Source organism: Pseudomonas sp. JS425 (assembly GCF_018223845.1).
Classification (GTDB): Bacteria; Pseudomonadota; Gammaproteobacteria; order Pseudomonadales; family Pseudomonadaceae; genus Aquipseudomonas; species Aquipseudomonas asiatica.
In genome coordinates this window covers 3,038,438-3,056,552 of record NZ_CP073661.1, presented here as the reverse complement: position 1 = coordinate 3,056,552, position 18,115 = coordinate 3,038,438, and the positions used below count along the sequence as shown (strand labels likewise).

At 60.3% G+C, this 18,115-nt stretch carries 16 protein-coding genes and 3 pseudogenes; 13 read left to right on the top strand and 6 right to left on the bottom strand.

Annotated elements, in window-relative coordinates; genetic code table 11:
- Positions 1-72 precede the first annotated feature (72 nt).
- Positions 73-711, top strand: coding sequence for an organomercurial lyase MerB (gene merB, locus KDB76_RS14245; protein WP_011405610.1), 639 nt, complete (start codon positions 73-75; stop codon positions 709-711).
- On the top strand, positions 708-1,055 hold the full coding sequence (gene merD / locus KDB76_RS14240; protein WP_021443905.1) for a mercuric resistance transcriptional repressor MerD: 348 nt from the start codon (positions 708-710) through the stop codon (positions 1,053-1,055). Before merB ends, merD begins: the two co-directional genes overlap by 4 nt.
- Before the next feature lie 90 nt (positions 1,056-1,145).
- Here the strand turns inward: merD and KDB76_RS29810 are convergent, their stop codons facing one another.
- Complete coding sequence (locus KDB76_RS29810; protein WP_011405611.1) at positions 1,146-1,604, bottom strand: hypothetical protein; 459 nt, start codon at positions 1,602-1,604, stop codon at positions 1,146-1,148.
- An 84-nt stretch (positions 1,605-1,688) separates the two neighbouring features.
- Positions 1,689-1,865, bottom strand: a pseudogene (locus KDB76_RS14230) (MerR family transcriptional regulator); the annotation flags it as partial.
- A 1-nt stretch (position 1,866) separates the two neighbouring features.
- On the opposite strand from KDB76_RS14230, the pseudogene KDB76_RS14225 reads away from it, so the two are divergent.
- From KDB76_RS14225 to KDB76_RS14215, 3 genes and pseudogenes are all read left to right on the top strand, one after another.
- Positions 1,867-2,169, top strand: a pseudogene (locus KDB76_RS14225) (recombinase family protein); the annotation flags it as partial.
- Between the two features lie 2 nt (positions 2,170-2,171).
- The gene (locus KDB76_RS14220; protein ID WP_083376691.1) at positions 2,172-5,138 is read left to right on the top strand and encodes a Tn3-like element TnAs3 family transposase; all 2,967 of its coding nucleotides are present in this window, start codon (positions 2,172-2,174) and stop codon (positions 5,136-5,138) included.
- Between the two features lie 93 nt (positions 5,139-5,231).
- Positions 5,232-5,926 (top strand): annotated as a pseudogene (locus KDB76_RS14215) (OprD family outer membrane porin); the annotation flags it as partial.
- Between the two features lie 36 nt (positions 5,927-5,962).
- Here KDB76_RS14215 and KDB76_RS14210 read toward each other — a convergent pair.
- Complete coding sequence (locus KDB76_RS14210; protein WP_033979952.1) at positions 5,963-6,232, bottom strand: hypothetical protein; 270 nt, start codon at positions 6,230-6,232, stop codon at positions 5,963-5,965.
- Between the two features lie 135 nt (positions 6,233-6,367).
- Positions 6,368-7,417, bottom strand: a complete 1,050-nt coding sequence (locus KDB76_RS14205; RefSeq protein WP_011154388.1) for a DNA-binding protein — start codon at positions 7,415-7,417, stop codon at positions 6,368-6,370.
- 186 nt (positions 7,418-7,603) lie between these two features.
- On the opposite strand from KDB76_RS14205, the gene KDB76_RS14200 reads away from it, so the two are divergent.
- The 3 genes from KDB76_RS14200 (at position 7,604) to KDB76_RS14190 (ending at position 10,175) form a co-directional block, all read left to right on the top strand.
- Positions 7,604-8,614: a tyrosine-type recombinase/integrase gene (locus tag KDB76_RS14200; protein ID WP_077747747.1), complete on the top strand. Its 1,011-nt coding sequence runs from the start codon at positions 7,604-7,606 to the stop codon at positions 8,612-8,614.
- Positions 8,615-8,866: 252 nt separating this feature from the next.
- Positions 8,867-9,553 carry a hydrolase gene (locus KDB76_RS14195; RefSeq protein WP_013972601.1) on the top strand — a complete coding sequence of 229 codons (687 nt, stop codon included), beginning with the start codon at positions 8,867-8,869 and terminating at the stop codon, positions 9,551-9,553.
- Positions 9,554-9,722: 169 nt separating this feature from the next.
- On the top strand, positions 9,723-10,175 hold the full coding sequence (locus tag KDB76_RS14190) for an AraC family transcriptional regulator (RefSeq protein WP_013972600.1): 453 nt from the start codon (positions 9,723-9,725) through the stop codon (positions 10,173-10,175).
- A 47-nt stretch (positions 10,176-10,222) separates the two neighbouring features.
- On the opposite strand, the gene KDB76_RS14185 is transcribed toward KDB76_RS14190, so the two are convergent.
- A complete protein-coding gene (locus KDB76_RS14185) occupies positions 10,223-10,702 on the bottom strand; it encodes an Lrp/AsnC family transcriptional regulator (protein WP_003258733.1) in 480 nt (159 codons plus the stop codon).
- Between the two features lie 159 nt (positions 10,703-10,861).
- Here KDB76_RS14185 and KDB76_RS14180 point away from each other — a divergent pair, with 159 nt between their 5' ends.
- From KDB76_RS14180 to KDB76_RS14160, 5 genes are all read left to right on the top strand, one after another.
- The gene (locus KDB76_RS14180) at positions 10,862-12,688 is read left to right on the top strand and encodes a tyrosinase family protein (protein WP_169774827.1); all 1,827 of its coding nucleotides are present in this window, start codon (positions 10,862-10,864) and stop codon (positions 12,686-12,688) included.
- Positions 12,685-14,421 carry a hypothetical protein gene (locus KDB76_RS14175; RefSeq protein ID WP_023663301.1) on the top strand — a complete coding sequence of 579 codons (1,737 nt, stop codon included), beginning with the start codon at positions 12,685-12,687 and terminating at the stop codon, positions 14,419-14,421. Before KDB76_RS14180 ends, KDB76_RS14175 begins: the two co-directional genes overlap by 4 nt.
- A gap of 79 nt (positions 14,422-14,500) precedes the next feature.
- Positions 14,501-16,105 (top strand): hypothetical protein, encoded by a 1,605-nt coding sequence (locus tag KDB76_RS14170; protein WP_038409633.1) that lies wholly within the window; start codon positions 14,501-14,503, stop codon positions 16,103-16,105.
- Between the two features lie 212 nt (positions 16,106-16,317).
- Complete coding sequence (locus KDB76_RS14165) at positions 16,318-16,632, top strand: hypothetical protein (RefSeq protein ID WP_023663299.1); 315 nt, start codon at positions 16,318-16,320, stop codon at positions 16,630-16,632.
- A 66-nt stretch (positions 16,633-16,698) separates the two neighbouring features.
- Complete coding sequence (locus KDB76_RS14160) at positions 16,699-17,076, top strand: NUDIX domain-containing protein (RefSeq protein WP_024087115.1); 378 nt, start codon at positions 16,699-16,701, stop codon at positions 17,074-17,076.
- 45 nt (positions 17,077-17,121) lie between these two features.
- On the opposite strand, the gene KDB76_RS14155 is transcribed toward KDB76_RS14160, so the two are convergent.
- Positions 17,122-18,075, bottom strand: coding sequence for a GlxA family transcriptional regulator (locus tag KDB76_RS14155; RefSeq protein WP_023663297.1), 954 nt, complete (start codon positions 18,073-18,075; stop codon positions 17,122-17,124).
- Between the last annotated feature and the right edge of the window lie 40 nt (positions 18,076-18,115).

Below are 18,115 nucleotides of genomic sequence, written 5' to 3'. Positions count from 1 at the left end.
TTTTAAGCGCAGGACGTAACCGCCGAGTAAGGTTTATCTCGGTTGATCGCTGCCCGATATAACAGGTGGAAAATGGACAAGACTATTTATTCCAAAAAGATTGCCGAAAGCCTTTCATCTGGCAATCATCCTAAAGAGTTCGCAACGCTCTTTGTCGCGCTGCTCCGACAGCTAGCGATGGGGGGACCTGTATCACGCGAAAAGCTCGCCGGCGCACTCGGATGGTCTGGAGCGAGAGTTGCAACGGTACTTGAGCAGGCACCTGGTACGGAATATGACGACGAGGCCAATATCATTGGACTGGGGCTGACACTACGTGAAACCTCTCACGTTTTTGAGGTGGATGGCCGTCATTTGTACACATGGTGTGCGCTGGACACCTTGATGTTTCCCGCCTTGACCGGCAAGATTGCCCGTGTCACTTCCCGCTGCGCCGCCACCGGTAGGCCGATCACTCTCACCGTTGCACCAGAAGCAGTGCTTCATGTCGAACCGGCAGAAGCAATGGTTTCACTGCGAACTCCGGATACTTCGCCCGACATTCGTTGTTCGTTTTGCTGTCATGTGCATTTCTTTGCGTCTCCGTCTATTGCAAATTCGTGGGCTTCGACCCACCAAGGGATTGAGGTCGTGCCTGTCGAGAGTGCGTTCGACCTTGGTCATGATGTCGCGCTTAAGCTGCTAGAGGACTGCGAGGAAAGCCCAGTATGAATGCGTACTCGATATCGAAGCTGGCTGATGATGCTTGCGTCAGCGTGCATGTCGTGCGCGACTACATGATACGCGGCTTGTTGCACCCTGCTCGGCGAACCGAAAGTGGCTATAACATTTTCGATGACAAAACACTCGGAAGGCTGCGGTTTCTCCGCGCAGCCTTCGAGTCCGGAATTGGGCTCGACGAACTGGCGCGACTTTGCAAAGCATTGGACGCAGACGATAGCGAAAGCCTGGACCGATGCGTCGAGCGCGTGCGATGGAAGATCGACGTGCGTCGAACAGTTTTGACTGTCGTCGAGGCCTCTTTGAATGAAATGGCGGCCGGTGCAGCTACTTGAGGTCCGGCCGGTAAAAGCGTTGGAATTAGCCACTTCGTATATAATATATTGATTAATATAGCTTTTTCGATGAATGTTTGACTAAAGCCTTTATCGCGACAGTGACTCCTGAAGCTGCTTAAACTGCCCCTGAATCACCGCTTTTTCCTGAAGAATCAACTTGTTCTCATCGGACAGAACTTCCGCTCTATTCTGAGAGGCTTTCAGATCCGTTTTGGTGACCTCTAATGCTTGGGATAGTACGGCCACCTGCTTATCGGCATCTGCTTTCTGGCTTGCGAGTGCGGCAATATTATCCGCCAATTGTTTGCTTTCATGCTTCCGCTCCCGGTTTTTTGCCGAGGCGTCGTTAAGTTGATGCTCCAAGTTCTGGATATCGGCCACTTGCCTATCCAAGGTGCTTTTGTGCATCGCATTGGCCTGTTCGAGCTCATGCGTTTGTCGTTGTAATTGCGCATTAGTGTCTATCAGCTCGGACGCTCTTGACTCGGCTTGGATGAGCCGGTTTTGCAGGTCTTGAATCTGGTCTTTCAGGCCCCGGTTAACCATCTGGAATTGCTCGCGCTCCTGCTGCCGGTCTTCGGCGGTGCGTTGCTGGTAGGGGGCACCTCAGAAAACGGAAAATAAAGCACGCTAAGGCATAGCTGACCTTGCCAGGCCTGCTTCGCCCTGTAGTGACGCGATCAACGGGCAGGAAACATTCCCCTTTCGTGCATGGCAGGCGCACACGAGTTCAGACAGCACGGTTTCCATGCGCGCCAAGTCGGCCATCTTCTCGCGCACGTCCTTGAGCTTGTGTTCGGCCAGGCTGCTCGAATTCGTCAAGGAACACCTCAGTTTTACTGGCGAAGACTCTCCGATGGCGAACCTGATGCTCTCGGTGATGGGCGCGTTCGCCGAGTTCGAGCGCGCCCTGATCCGCGAGCGTCAGCGCGAGGGTATTGCGCTCGCCAAGCAACGCGGGGCTTACCGTGGCAGGAAGAAATCCCTGTCGTCTGAGCGTATTGCCGAACTGCGCCAACGTGTCGAGGCTGGCGAGCAAAAGACCAAGCTTGCTCGTGAATTCGGAATCAGTCGCGAAACCCTGTATCAATACTTGAGAACGGATCAGTAAATATGCCACGTCGTTCCATCCTGTCCGCCGCCGAGCGGGAAAGCCTGCTGGCGTTGCCGGACTCCAAGGACGACCTGATCCGACATTACACATTCAACGATACCGACCTCTCGATCATCCGACAGCGGCGCGGGCCAGCCAATCGGCTGGGCTTCGCGGTGCAGCTCTGTTACCTGCGCTTTCCCGGCGTCATCCTGGGCGTCGATGAACTACCGTTCCCGCCCTTGTTGAAGCTGGTCGCCGACCAGCTCAAGGTCGGCGTCGAAAGCTGGAACGAGTACGGCCAGCGGGAGCAGACCCGGCGCGAGCACCTGAGCGAGCTGCAAACCGTGTTCGGTTTCCGGCCCTTCACCATGAGCCATTACCGGCAGGCCGTCCAGATGCTGACCGAGCTGGCGATGCAAACCGACAAAGGCATCGTGCTGGCCAGCGCCTTGATCGGGCACCTGCGGCGGCAGTCGGTCATTCTGCCCGCCCTCAACGCCGTCGAGCGGGCGAGTGCCGAGGCGATCACCCGTGCTAACCGGCGCATCTACGACGCCTTGGCCGAACCACTGGCGGACGCGCATCGCCGCCGCCTCGACGATCTGCTCAAGCGCCGGGACAACGGCAAGACGACCTGGTTGGCTTGGTTGCGCCAGTCTCCGGCCAAGCCAAATTCGCGGCATATGCTGGAACACATCGAACGCCTCAAGGCATGGCAGGCACTCGATCTGCCTACCGGCATCGAGCGGCTGGTTCACCAGAACCGCCTGCTCAAGATTGCCCGCGAGGGCGGCCAGATGACACCCGCCGACCTGGCCAAATTCGAGCCGCAACGGCGCTACGCCACTCTCGTGGCGCTGGCCACCGAGGGCATGGCCACCGTCACCGACGAAATCATCGACCTGCACGACCGCATCCTGGGTAAGCTGTTTAACGCTGCCAAGAATAAGCATCAGCAGCAGTTCCAGGCGTCAGGCAAGGCCATCAACGCCAAGGTACGTCTGTACGGGCGCATCGGTCAGGCGCTGATCGACGCCAAGCAATCAGGCCGCGATGCGTTTGCCGCCATCGAGGCCGTCATGTCCTGGGATTCCTTTGCCGAGAGCGTCACCGAGGCGCAGAAGCTCGCGCAACCCGATGACTTCGATTTCCTGCATCGCATCGGCGAGAGCTACGCCACCCTGCGCCGCTATGCACCGGAATTCTTTGCCGTGCTCAAGCTGCGGGCCGCGCCCGCCGCCAAAAACGTGCTTGATGCCATTGAGGTGCTGCGCGGCATGAACACCGACAACGCCCGCAAGCTGCCAGCCGATGCACCGACCGGCTTCATCAAGCCGCGCTGGCAGAAACTGGTGATGACCGACGCCGGCATCGACCGGCGCTACTACGAACTGTGCGCGCTGTCCGAGTTGAAGAACTCCCTGCGCTCGGGCGACATCTGGGTGCAGGGTTCACGCCAGTTCAAGGACTTCGAGGACTACCTGGTACCGCCCGAGAAGTTCACCAGCCTCAAGCAGTCCAGCGAATTGCCGCTGGCCGTGGCCACCGACTGCGAACAATATCTGCATGAGCGGCTGACGCTGCTGGAAGCACAACTTGCCACCGTCAACCGCATGGCGGCAGCCAACGACCTGCCGGATGCCATCATCACCGAGTCGGGCTTGAAGATCACGCCGCTGGATGCGGCGGTGCCCGACACCGCGCAGGCGCTGATAGACCAGACAGCCATGGTCCTGCCGCACGTCAAGATCACCGAACTGCTGCTCGAAGTCGATGAGTGGACGGGCTTCACCCGGCACTTCACGCACTTGAAATCGGGCGATCTGGCCAAGGACAAGAACCTGTTGTTGACCACGATCCTGGCCGACGCGATCAACCTGGGCCTGACCAAGATGGCCGAGTCCTGCCCCGGCACGACCTACGCGAAGCTCGCTTGGCTGCAAGCCTGGCATACCCGCGACGAAACGTACTCGACAGCGTTGGCTGAACTGGTCAACGCTCAGTTTCGGCATCCCTTTGCCGGGCACTGGGGCGATGGCACCACATCATCATCGGACGGACAGAATTTCCGAACCGCTAGCAAGGCAAAGAGCACGGGGCACATCAACCCAAAATATGGCAGCAGCCCAGGACGGACTTTCTACACCCACATCTCCGACCAATACGCGCCATTCCACACCAAGGTGGTCAATGTCGGCCTGCGCGACTCAACCTACGTGCTCGACGGCCTGCTGTACCACGAATCCGACCTGCGGATCGAGGAGCACTACACCGACACGGCGGGCTTCACCGATCACGTCTTCGCCCTGATGCACCTCTTGGGCTTCCGCTTCGCGCCGCGCATCCGCGACCTGGGCGACACCAAGCTCTACATCCCGAAGGGCGATGCCGCCTACGACGCGCTCAAGCCGATGATCGGCGGCACGCTCAACATCAAGCACGTCCGCGCCCATTGGGACGAAATCCTGCGGCTGGCCACCTCGATCAAGCAGGGCACGGTGACGGCCTCGCTGATGCTCAGGAAACTCGGCAGCTACCCGCGCCAGAACGGCTTGGCCGTCGCGCTGCGCGAGTTGGGCCGCATCGAGCGCACGCTGTTCATCCTCGACTGGCTGCAAAGCGTCGAGCTACGCCGCCGCGTGCATGCCGGGCTGAACAAGGGCGAGGCGCGCAATGCGCTGGCCCGTGCCGTGTTCTTCAACCGCCTTGGTGAAATCCGTGACCGCAGTTTCGAGCAGCAGCGCTACCGGGCCAGCGGCCTCAACCTGGTGACGGCGGCCATCGTGCTGTGGAACACGGTCTACCTGGAGCGTGCGGCGCATGCGTTGCGCGGCAATGGTCATGCCGTCGATGACTCGCTATTGCAGTACCTGTCGCCACTCGGCTGGGAGCACATCAACCTGACCGGTGATTACCTATGGCGCAGCAGCGCCAAGATCGGCGCGGGGAAGTTCAGGCCGCTACGGCCTCTGCAACCGGCTTAGCGTGCTTTATTTTCCGTTTTCTGAGACGACCCCAACAAGGCCCTGTTGGGACTTTCTCAGATCGTCTTGAGCATCAGCGCTGCGCAGGCTGCAATGGCCGCCGAGGAAAAAGGCGAGGGATTCATCGAAGGCAGCAGCCTGAGCATCCTCAATCGAAATTTCTACTTCAACCGTGATTTTCGCAAAGGCCAGTCCAGCAGTACAGGAAATGGCTACTCGGAAGAATGGGCCCACGGAGTCATAGGCCGATTCGAGTCGGGCTCGGCCAGGCCGAGGACAATTACTCCAAGCTCGGCGGCGCCGTAAAGACCCGTTTCCTGGACACTGAAATCAAAGTAGGCGATGTCTTCCCTGTCACGCCTGTCGTGCAGTACGGCGATTCGCGACTGCTTCCGGAAAGCTTCCGCGGCGTCACCGCATACAACACCAGTGTCGAGGGCTTGGTGCTACAGGGCGGACGCCTGCACGCGATGAGCCAACCCAGCTCCAGCAGCATGCGGGATGATTTTGCAACCTTCTACGCAGGCGAAGTCGGCTCTCCGTGGATAGTCGGCGGTGATTACACACCCAACGACAACCTTGGCTTCAGCCTTTACACCAGTTGTCTCAAGGATGCCTGAAACCAATACTATACCGGCACTACCTGGAGCTACCCGCTTGCAGATGATGTCGCCTTGGTCGGTGGTTTGAATTACTACAAGGCCGTCGATGAGGGGAAGCAGCTCCTCGGCAGTTTTGAGAACGATATCTGGAGCGGCAAGGTCGGCCTCCGTGTCGGGGCGCACACCGGCGAGGGACGGAGACGGCCGACGTGAACCAGATCGCTATTGTGCCTTGCTATCGCCCTTCGGGGACTCCATTCCAATGTGTTGGTTCATGTTCTCCATCATTGTATTGCAGTTTTTCATCATCTTGGACATTTCCTGCATGTCCATCATCGGCATATGGTTGCCGTCCATCATGTGCATGTCCTCACCCTTATTTGTCTCGGCACTGCTTTGGGCGGGGGCTTTGGCCTGTTCGGCAAATCCCGTGGCAACAGTTCCAAGGGCTATGAAGGTAGCAAGGACGGTGTAGGTAATGGCGTTACGCATGGCGACTCTCCTCATCTACGACCTTGGTTTCCAGCCAGGCTGTGTATTGAAGAGTTGATTGCTCCACTGTCCTCCTGTTTGGCTCCTTTGGTTTGGAGGATGGTTTCAGGCGCCTGAGGTAGGCGCCTTTTTCGGTCAACAAGTCTTCGGCTTCATCGCTCTGGACTCTGCGAGCTGGCTTGACAGCACCGCGTTGTCTTGCACGAGAAGCTGCTTTTCTGTGGCCAACTGGCTCAATTGGCTTTCAGTTTGGCTTAAGCGTTCCGCCAGCAGGCTTCGCTCCCGTTCATTGACGGCCAGGTAAGTCCGCGTCTCAGCCAAACGCTGCTCACCTTGGCCATGGCGCTGCTCCAGTGCCTGATGCGACTGTTGCAAGTCGGTGAATTGAAGTAAGACGTGTTCATGCGCAATCTGACTCTGCGCGAGCGTCGCTTGCGTCGTGAGCAGGGTGCTCTCTAGACGATCATGGTCCTGCACCAGGCGTTGTTCCTGCGCCTGCAGTTCGCCCAGGCGGGTTTGCTGCGCGAGCAGACGCTGCCGGAGCGCTGCCAATTCGTGTTCCAGGCGCTGCTGGCGTTGCTCAGTGGCCTGGCGCTCGTCGCTGCGTTGTTGCGCGACCGATGCCTGGTAGTGCTCAAACTGCTCCCGCGCTTGTTGCAGTTGCCGGGTCAGTGCGGCCGCCTCGGCGGCGCGGTCAGCCAGACGTTGTTCGAGCCCGGTCTTTTCACTGCCCAGGCTGGCCAGGGCGATCTCCTGACGCTGCAGGGTGTCAGCCAGCCCCTGGCTGCGCGTAGTGGCTACGGCAAGTGCCTGGGCCTGCTGCTCCTGAACGCTGAGTTGCGCGTCGCGCTCGACGAATGCCTGCTGCAACTGTTCCTGCAACGCGTCGGCCTCTGCCTGGTGAGCCGCTACGGCCTGCTGGAGTTGGACGGCCGCCTCCGCCTGAACTTTTTCGTACAGTCCTTTCAGCGCCAGGACCAGCTCCGCGGGCAATCCCAGTTCGGCCTGGGCCAGCGTGCCGGGATGCGCGGCTTTCCAACGCTTTAACAACGGAGCAATCGTGCTTTTGCTGCCCGTCCCACCCAGGGCGACGCGGATGCTGTCAATGGTGGGGTTGTGGCCCGCAGCCACCAGTTGGGTGGCCGCCTGGGCAACATGCAGGTAGAGGACGCCGGAACGGGCCATGAACACCTCGGATTTTTTCGTACCGTATTATGGAAAACGTAATACCTCGATTTAAGTACAGAATAGTTCAGCCGACTGAGACCGTCAGTTGACCCACGATAAGCGCGGTTATCGTGAGTTAAGTCATCGCGATCGAGGGTTGTGTCTATAATCTGCGGTACACATGGCCTAAACAGGCGCTTCGTGATGACAGCCGGCAATAATGACGAAAACCTCCCCACCAGGCGGCACGAAGAGCCGACAGTACTTGCGCGTACCCCCGGTACGCTCACCACCCCCGAACAATTGGCTGAGCAACATCAGCGTTTTCTCGCCGCCGCGACAACCGACAACACCCGGCGCACCTACCGCTCGGCCATTCGCCACTTTCTCGCCTGGGGCGGCGTGCTGCCGTGCGATGAAGCCGCGCTGATTCGTTATCTATTGTCTTTTGCGGAAGTATTGAACCCGCGCACCCTGGCCCTGCGCCTCACGGCGCTGTCGCAATGGCACCGTTATCAGGGTTTTCCTGACCCTACCGCCAGCGCCACCGTGGGCAAAACCTTGCGCGGTATTGAGCGGGTGAACGGGCGGCCTCGACAAAAAGCCAAGGCCCTGGTCCTAGAGGATCTCGAACGCATCGTGGTGCACCTGAACACGCTCGACGGACTGGCGACACTGCGGGACAGTGCACTGCTCCAGGTCGGGTATTTTGGTGCGTTCCGGCGCAGCGAATTGGTCACGCTGGAGATGCAATACCTCGAGTGGGAGCAGGAAGGTCTACGGATCACGCTGCCCCGTTCCAAGACCGATCAGGAGGGCGAGGGACTCGACAAGGCGATCCCATACGGCGACAGCATCTGCTGCCCCGCGACAGCGCTACGCCGGTGGTTGGACGCGGCTCAGATCGTTCAGGGGCCACTGTTCCGGCGCATCAGCCGCTGGGGCGTACTCGGCGAGGTGGCACTGCACGAGGGCAGCGTGAATACCATCCTGACGGCACGTGCCGAAGCCGCAGGGCTGTTGTATGTGCCCGAACTGAGCAGCCACAGTCTGCGTCGGGGACTGGCTACCAGTGCGCATCGGGCTGGGGCGGATTTCCTTGAGATCAAACGACAGGGTGGCTGGCGGCACGATGGCACCGTACACGGCTATATCGAGGAAGCTGGAGCTTTCGAGGAGAATGCGGCTGGCTCGTTATTACGACGCAAACCGTAGCCAAGGTTTGTAAGCAGGGCTGGTTAGAATCCCAAGTGGCCACCCTCTATTCTCGACCGTCCTTCCGCAGCACATGAGCAGTTCCCTTAAAAACAGTTACTTACAGAACGAATGTCCTAATTTTTGGCTTATCTCGGCACGCCCCCAGCAACGGGCATCACTGAGGACGTCATCCAGTGCCTCAGCACAGCCTGCAGAAAACAGGCGCCGTGACTTGTGCGATGACCATCATCCAGGTGACAGGGAACACAAATGAACAATCCGAAAACTGAAGTACTGACCCCATTCAACAGCCAGCTGATCTTCATCGATCAGCAGCCACAGATGGCCTTCGGCGTTCAGAGCATCGACCGCCAGACGCTGAAGAACAACACCGTGGGCCTGGCCAAGGCAGCCAGGATCTTCAATGTGCCCACCACCATCACGACGGTCGAGACTGAAAGCTTCTCTGGGCACACCTACCCCGAACTGCTCGCCGTCTTCCCCGACGCTCCGCTGCTGGAGCGAACCTCCATGAACTCCTGGGATGACCAGAAGGTGCGTGACGCGCTGAAGAAAAACGGGCGCAACAAGATCATCGTTTCCGGCCTGTGGACGGAGGTGTGCAACACCACCTTCGCGCTGTCGGCGATGAACGATGCCGGCTATGAAATCTACATGGTTGCCGACGCCTCCGGTGGCACCACCAAGGAAGCCCACGATTACGCCATGCAGCGCATGATTCAGGCAGGCGTGGTTCCGGTGACCTGGCAACAAGTGCTGCTGGAGTGGCAACGCGACTGGAAAAACCGCGACACCTACGATGCCGTCATGGCACTGGTGAAAGAACACTCCGGCGCCTACGGCATGGGTGTCGACTATGCCTACACCATGGTGCACAAAGCACCAGAGCGCGTTCAGCACGGCCCAACCCTGGCCCCGGTTGCTGCCGCTGTCTGACCATTGCCAGCCCCTGCATCCAGGGGCTGTTCATTGACCCGCTGATGGGTACGCCGGCTGGCTGAGCCAGGCCATCGAATCGAGCGTTATCGTCTGTAGCCCGCCCGAGGCTGCAGTGGCCTGCCCTGCCCACTCTAAACGTGCCCATTTCACTGATTGATGGATCTGTATGAACAGTGATCACTGCACTGTGCTGGCGACTGTCGCACTGAAAACGACCGGGCTCCTCAAGCCCTGGCAGGTCACGACTGCCAAGAGGTTAATGCTGGAGAACCTGGACACTGGCATAACCGTTACGGAAGTCGCCCAAGCCTGCTCGTTGTCGCGTAGCCATTTCACACGAATGTTCAGGGATACCATGCACGTGCCCCCGCAACAGTGGATGCGTGAACAACGGTTGCGCAAAAGCAAGGAGCTACTGGGGGGCTCGGGAATGATGCTCGCTGAGATCGCACTGGAGTGCGGTTTCTGCGATCAGTCCCACTTTTGCCGCACATTCGTGAAGGCCGAGGGAATATCGCCGCAGGCCTGGCAGCGACAAGCGTCCACTCAAACTGAGCCTTTGCTCAATCAAGGAGCACATCTGTACTCTTCCGACGCAACGGCAGCAATCTACCTCTGAATAAATGCTGAGTATCACGAGCGGTTCAGGGTACCGCGCTAGCTTTGTCAGGCATCGACAGCCTGCTGCAACCCTCCTCCCAGCGGCAATTCATATGATTTCTTCACCGTACGCACCACCAGCGTCGAGGAATAAGTGCGAATCGGAATATCCCGGTAAGTGTCGAGAAACCGGTAGATATAGTCGGTGTACTCGGTGGCATCGCGAAACTTGGCAACCATCACGAAATCGAACTCGCCCGTCATCAGGTAACAGTCCTGAATCTCCGGGTGGCTGGCCAGGATGTGCTGCATCTTGCGGTCAATGTCGTTGCTGTCGCGGTCCAGCTTCACCAGAAAGAAGGCAGTCACCTGAATGCCAAGCTTGCGCTCGTCCAGTATCGCGACCTTGGCCTTGATGATGCCTGCGCTCTCCAGGCGCCTGATACGCCGGTAGCAACTGGTGGAAGACAGCCCAACGCTGTCGCTGAGCAACTCCAGATTCTGGCTGCAATCCTTTTGCAGCTTTCCCAGAATCTTCAGATCCATGGCGTCTGTCATTTTTCACGTGTCTTCCCTGAAAAACTGCAATGAATCCGCCGCAAGGACGCGCCAATTTGCACGATTCCCTGCGCGCCAGCTCTTTACCATCAACTGAGCTTAGCAGCCCGGCCGAATATGGCCTGCGGGGCGCATGAGAGGGACCTTATGATCATCGCGAAACCGACATGGACCGCGGACATCCACGGCCTTTTTACCGCTCCCTACTGGATTCCTGCTGCGCAGCGCGCGGCCGTGGCAGCCTCCTGGACCGGGTGCATGAACGCCTATTTCGTCTACCTGGACGACCCGGGCTCGGTCAAAACCTGGTCAGAAACCATCTACCAGCACCTGGCCTCGCGAAACATGCCGCTGACCCTCGACCAGCAACAGTTCTGGCCGATCGATGCGCTGGAAACCTTCAGGTTGTGGGTCAACCAGGGCTGGCGCCTGAACGCCGATTCTCCCTTCGATCTGGCCGAGCGCATCCCACCACCCGACCTGCCCCAATCGGTCAGGCGGGTGAGAAAGGACATCCGCGCCCTGACCCTTGAGGAACTGAACCTGTACCGCGCCCGCCTGGACGATGTAATGCAGGTGGGCGACCCCGACAGTGGTTCGCCCTGGCAACGTTACGCCTACATCCACACCAACTGGTGCCTGCATTATCAGGAGGCGTTTGCCCTCTGGCACCGGGCCTACCTGTTGTATCTGGAACAACTGATCGACTGTGCCATTCCCTATTGGGACTGGATGGCCGAAGACGCCAGCGTCGACGGCAGCCCCCAGGCCGGCCTGCCCCAGGCTTTTCTCGATGAAACCTATGTGCACCCCCACACCGGCGAAACCCGGCCCAACCCCCTGCGCTACGCGGCCGCCAAGGATGGTTGTTCGAAAGTGTGCGCCAGCGGTGCGGTCAAAGGGGTGGACTGCCGGTATGTGCAGCGCGACCGGTTGTTCTACACCCACGGTGACGACTCGCGTTCGGAGCGCACCCGTTTGTTCGGCATGAGCCGGATTTTCCAGCAACAGGTGGTGGATGCCCTGAAGTTCACCACCTTCAGCCAACCACAGGGCGTGCCCGGTTATCCGTGGGCCAACATCCCGGTGTTCGACCCGCCCCAGAAGGACAGCCTGTACCCCAACCGTGCCCTCAACTTCGACGGCCTGTACGAGCAACCCCACGACAACTATCACGGCTGGATCGGCGGTGACATGGCCGACAACGCCTACACCGCCTTCGACCCGGTGTTCTGCTCCTACCACGCCAACATCGATCGCATGCTCGAGGTATGGATCAGGGCCAACCCCGGGGCGCAATTCACCACGCAGTGCCTGCTCCAGCCGTTCTCCGGTCACGATGCCACGCAGCTCACATTCACCAGCGCCGACGCCTGGCGCTACACCACCATCGGCGACATGGCCCAGGACAGCCGGCACATCGGCTACGACTACGGCGTGCCGGTGGCCCCACAATTCGGCGCGCCCAAGGCGGCCACCGGCGCCTGCTGCAAGCACAGCGCAACAGCCGGGCCTGCCGCGGGCAACGCCGCAGGGCCCGGGCCGTGGGTGGTGTTCGATCACGTGCGCTGCACCCATGACACCTATCTGATCGATGTCTTTCTCGACCAGCCCGACGCTGCCACGCAGCACATCAGCGCCGACAACCCCCATTACGTGGGGCGCTTCAGCCGTATCGGCATGGGGCTGGTGGACGACAAGGGCCGATGCATCACCCACGGCGTGTCCCGCGCACTGAATGCGGCCCGCAACGCCGCTGCGCTGGGCCTTGCCCGCGGCGACGCGGTGCAGTTGTCGCTGGTGGTGACCCACCTCGACAGCGGCCGCGTGCTGACGCCTGACGAATACACGACGCTGCCCGGTTTCATCGCCCAACTGGTGTGGGACGACCCGCGCCAGACCCTCGCCGGCCCGCCCCCGGTCGCCGGCTGCTGCTCTGCTTCCACCTCACGCACATCAGGAGAACCGACATGAGCACGCCCTTCAAGCAGTTCACCTCTCCCGCCGGCCAAGCCCCCAAGGACTACAACAAGCTGGGCCTGGAAGACCAGTTGCCGCAGTTTGAAACCGACTGGAACAACAACCTCACCGGCTGGACCGAATCGTCGATCATCGGCAACCCCTGGTCGGGCCTGAACGACGCCCCCCGCTCGGGTTACTACAACCCGCTGGTGGAAGGTTTCGGCGACGTGACCGCCCCGGCGATCACCTGGGCGCCCTTCCCCAACCGGCTCTGGACGTTCTTCTACAACAACGGTGCGGCGGTCATTCCCCAGCTGGGTGGCAAGGCCATGACCCTGGACCAGGTGATGGAATTGACCGACCACGGCCAGATCACCCTCGACAACACCCTCTACATGCTCTACGACCCCAACAAGCAAGGTACCGTGCTGCAACTGCCGGCCAAGCGCTGCCCGAGCATCGACTGGAACGGCAAGTACACGGCGTTCTCGCCTTCCGGCCCACGGGGCTGGCTCGACGAGTACTGCGAGTGGTCGATCGTACGCGATGCCAACGGCAACATGCGCAAGATCACCTTCACCTGCGAAAACCCCGCGTACTTCCTGACCATGTGGCGCATCGACCCGAACGCAGTACTGGGCCTGTATCGCGACTACATCGACCCGAACGTGCAACTCGAAGACCTGTACCTGCGCTACGCCGTCGACTGCCCGACCGGCAAAGCCGGCGACCCGGTCATCGACCCCACCACCGGCAAGCCGGCCTATGACACCGTCAACAAATGGAACGCCGGAACGGCCTGTGTACCCGGCCAGTACGGCGGTGCGATGCACCTGACCTCCGGCCCCAATACCCTCAGCGCCGAGGTGTACCTGGCCGCCGCCGCCACCATCCTGCGCCCGGTGAGCAGCAGCCAGAACGCCCAGTCGTTGATCTGCTGCGCGCAGTACGGGCAAAACTATCGCAACTCTGATCCGCACATCGGTTTCATGGCCAATACCACGGCGGTGAACAACCGACTGTCGCTGACCAACCCCATTGGCCTGTACTTGCAGCAGCCCACCGATTTCAGCGCCTGGAAGGGCCCGCAAGGCCAGGACGTGAGCCAGTACTGGCGCATCACGCGCGGTACGGCGAAGTCGGCCGCCAATGGTTCCGACCAGATCCTGCAGGCGGTGTTCGAGGTGCCGGAAAGCGCTGGTTTCTCGATCAATGACATCACCATCAACAACCAGAAGGTCAACTATGTGTGGGTCATCGCCCAACAACTGCTGGTCGGCCTGAGCGTCACCGTCAAGCCGCTCAGCACCACGCCTCAAGCGTTCCCATGCGTGCAGGACCGGGTGGCCGGCCTGCAACCCTGGCCAGTGCAACTGCTGCCGCTGGACCTGTTCTACGGGCAATCCCCCACCGACCTGCCCGCCTGGCTTGCACCGGGTAGCAGCAACCAGTTCGTGCTGGTGGTGCAAGGTGCCGACCCGACTACCACGGCGCAGAATGCAAGGGTGCAATTCTCCAACCCCGGGGTGACGGCGCAGGTCACCCAGTACCTGCCCGACGCATCGGCCATTCCTGGCCAGACCAACTCGGGCGGCACCCAGGCCTACATTCTGACCATCACGGTCAGCCCCTCCGCAGCACCCGGCCTGGTGGCAGTGCGTGCCCTCAACCCGGGTGAAGATGTGAACGTGAGCGCGACAGACCACCCTTGGGAATCTGGCCTGGCGCTGGTGCCTGGCGCCTGAGCCACGCCACTTACGCCACTTACGCCCTTCTACCGCCGCACCTTCGGGTGCGGCTTCACAGCTTGCAAGGAGCGCAATGATGCCCAGGTCACGCTTGAGTCTTCTGTCGCTGCTGTGCGGCATTCTACTGTGCCTGTCGACCCCGCAACTTGCCACGGCGGCCACGCTGTCGGACGCCGATACCTGTGTACAGCAGCAATTGGTGTTCAACCCGGCTAGCGGGGGATTCCTGCCGGTCAACAACTTCAATGCCACCAGCCAGGCGTTCATGAACTGCTTTGGCTGGCAATTGTTCATTGCCTTGAACTGGCCGGTGAACCCCGGTTGGCCGGCCACCGCCAGCCTTGCGGGTGAACCCGACATGCAGAGCACGCTGGCGCAGTTCGGGGTCCCCTCCGCACCGGGTCAGCCCATGAGCGTGGCCCCGGTATGGGACAGCTACAAGGACGCCAACGACATCTTCCTGCCCGGCGCACCCACGCCTACCGGCTGGGGTGTGCAAACCCTGGTGCCGTCCGGCTGCAGCACCCAGGGTAGCCTCAAGGCGCTCAAGGTGGGCGCACGCAAGTTCATGAACGCCACCTCCGAAGGCGCGATCAATGCCTTGCACGGTTTCCACCTGTCGACCGGGACACTTGCGTCCATTCCCGACCCGGTCATGGAGGCGTCCGGCGGCTGGCTGACGGACCAGGCGGGCAAGCTGGTGTTTTTCGAACGCAAGGTGGGCAAGGCCGAGTTCGACTACATCGTCGACAAGGGGCTCTACGACGCTGCCAACCAGTTGAAGGTCGCGCAAAACCTCGACGGCCAGACACCGGAGGGCCTGTCGCTGCCCATCGGCGAACCGATGCGCTCACTGCCAACCTCCCCAGTGCCACAGGAGCAACTGGGCGCGATCGAGCTCAAGGCCGCCTGGCGGGTTCTGACCGGCAAACCCGAGCTGTTCGGGCGCTACCTGACTACCGTCGCCTGGCTCAAACGCCCCGACACGCTGGAGTGTACCCAGGAGGTGGTGGGGCTGGTGGGCCTGCATATCATCAACAAGACCCAGGCTTCGCCCAACTTCATCTGGACCACCTTCGAGCAGGTGGACAACGTGCCCGAACCGGCCCAGGTCCCGCCGCAACAAACCCCGCCGAACGGGTTCGCCTTCAACAACCCTGACTGTGGCGACGGCCCCGAGTGCACACCGAACCAAGCCCGTATCCAGTGCAAGCAAACGCATCCCGACAAGGACTGCACCGATCTCTTCCCACGCGACCAGCCGGTACAGACCACCCGCGAACACCCCGTGCCCGGCGACCTGCAGGCCCTCAACAGCGCGGTACAAGCCAACTTCGCGCAGCACAGCCAAGGCAAGTCGGTGTTCCAGTACTACAAGCTGATCAACGTACTCTGGACCCTCGCCCCCAATCCGCCCAGCCCGGAACCGGGCGCCAACGCGCAAGTGCCGCTGTCGTACGGGCCGTTCATCAGCCAGGGCAACGTGCCGGTGGCCAACACCACCATGGAGACCTACGTGCAGGGTGATGACTGCAATCAGTGCCATCAGTACGCGACGATTGCCGGCAGCCCGTCATTGGCCTCGGATTTCTCTTTCCTGTTCAACAGTGCCGGCTCCGCCAGCAACAAAAGCCTGATCAAAAGCGTCAAAGCCTTCGAAACCCTCAAGGACCGCCCCTGAACCGCAAAAGGGGCGATCACCGATCGCCCCGAACAGGGTTTCGCAGATGGCGCTGCCCTTCAGGCACCTTCCTGTCCACACACCAAAATCTCGTACCCCTGAAATTCATGCGTTTAGTCAGCTAGCCAAATATTCCTTGCATACCGCGCGAACGGGCCTCGGTCATAACAGTACACACAGACCTTCCTGTGTCTGACCCGAGGTAAGCGATCATGGCAAACAATCAAGACAAAGGTGGCAACCAGGGCAATGCTGACACCGGCATGGGCAACAATACTGCCGGGGCTGGCCAGCAAGGCGGCCAAGGTTCGGGGGGGCGGATGCCCGGTCAGCAGCAAGGTGGCAGCCAATCCGGCCAAAAACCTGAGGACAAGATGAACAAGGACTGGGAACGTTCCCGTGATACGGGCAGCCAGGGCGGCCAGGGTTCAACCGACAAGCAGAACCAGAACCTGCAAGACAAGGACCGCATGGGTGGTCAGCAAAACCAGGCAGATGATCAGCAGCAGTGGGATAAAGAGCGCTGATAATCAGCAGCGGGCATCAGGGTGATTGCTGCCCTGATGCCACCTCCATGGTCCGGGAGGGGCATGATGAACAACGCCAGAGAACGACACTCGACTGTCATTTGCCTGCAAGCAGGGCGCATCCTTTTCGTGCGCAAGCAAGGCGCTGAATGGGCGTTGCCAGGCGGGAAGATTGACCCAGGCGAGCACCACCTGGATACAGCGCAGCGCGAGCTGATGGAGGAAACTTGCCTACCCTTCAATGGTGCTCGATTCCTCAACCATTACGTGCTCGCAGGTGAGGAGCACTACCTCTATCAGCTGCCTGTTGAAGCGGGAGCAAAGCCTGCTGCAGATCACGAGATAGTCGAGTGCCGCTGGTTCACTGCCCCAGAGCTTCACGAAGTTCGGGTCAAGCCATCAAACATCGAGTTGCTTGAACGAGAACACCTGCTTCCTGTGTAGTGGATCAGAGCCAGAAAGCGCACATCCACCGGGCTGCGTGCGTTGTCATTCAACCAATACGACCCGCCGGGCATCTCTTCGCACGGCTTGAGGCGGGACACCAAAACCACGAATGAACACCTCCCGCATGTGCCGCCGGTCCCTGAACCCGGTTTCCTTCGCCACCACATCCAGGCTGTGGCGACTCTGCTCGATCATCAGGCGGGCAGCCTCAAGACGCAGGCTTTCCACAGCCTTGGCAGGTGACTGACCTGTCTCGGCAGTGAATACGCGGGTAAATTGTCGGGGGCTCAAATGCACGGACTCGGCGAGCTCTTCGACACTAAGTGGACGGCTCAAATGCTTGCGTGCGTAATCCAGGGCGTTTTGTATCCGATCAGACTTCGGCGAAAGCGCCAGCAACTCGGAATGCTGCGATTGCCCTCCGGAGCGCCGCTGATGCATCACCAGCTTGCGTGCCACTGACCTGGCCATCTCGGTTCCCAGGTCTTTTTCCACCATACCCAGTGCCATGTCCAGGGCGGCGGTCATCCCGGCGGACGTCCAGATCTGCCCGTCCACAATGAAGATTCGGTCTTCTTCCACTTCGATCTTCGGGTGCAGTTCACGCAACTTTTTCGCATAGGCCCAATGTGTCGTGGCCCGCCGGTTGTCCAGCACGCCTGCCTGGGCCAACACGAAACAGCCGGTGCACAGACCGGCAGTGCGTCGAGCGCCATCGACAAAGCCTCTGACGCTGGCCAGCACTTCCTCGCCTGGCGGAGTCAGCGGCGTCAGGGTTCCCGTGATCATCCAGGTATCAGCCAGACCAGGAGCGCCCAACGGCAGCGTGTCCATGTACATGCCCAGGGAAGAACGCACCGTGCCGCCGCCGATGGAAAAATTCTGGATCTTGTAAACCGTTTCGCCCGCGACAATGTTCGCGAACTCGAACACGGCCTGCGTCGCCAGCGACATGATCTGGAAACCTTCGGTGATGAGATAGCCGACCCGGTGCATGGTTGGAGCTCCACATTAGATGTCCTGAAAACGTACCATA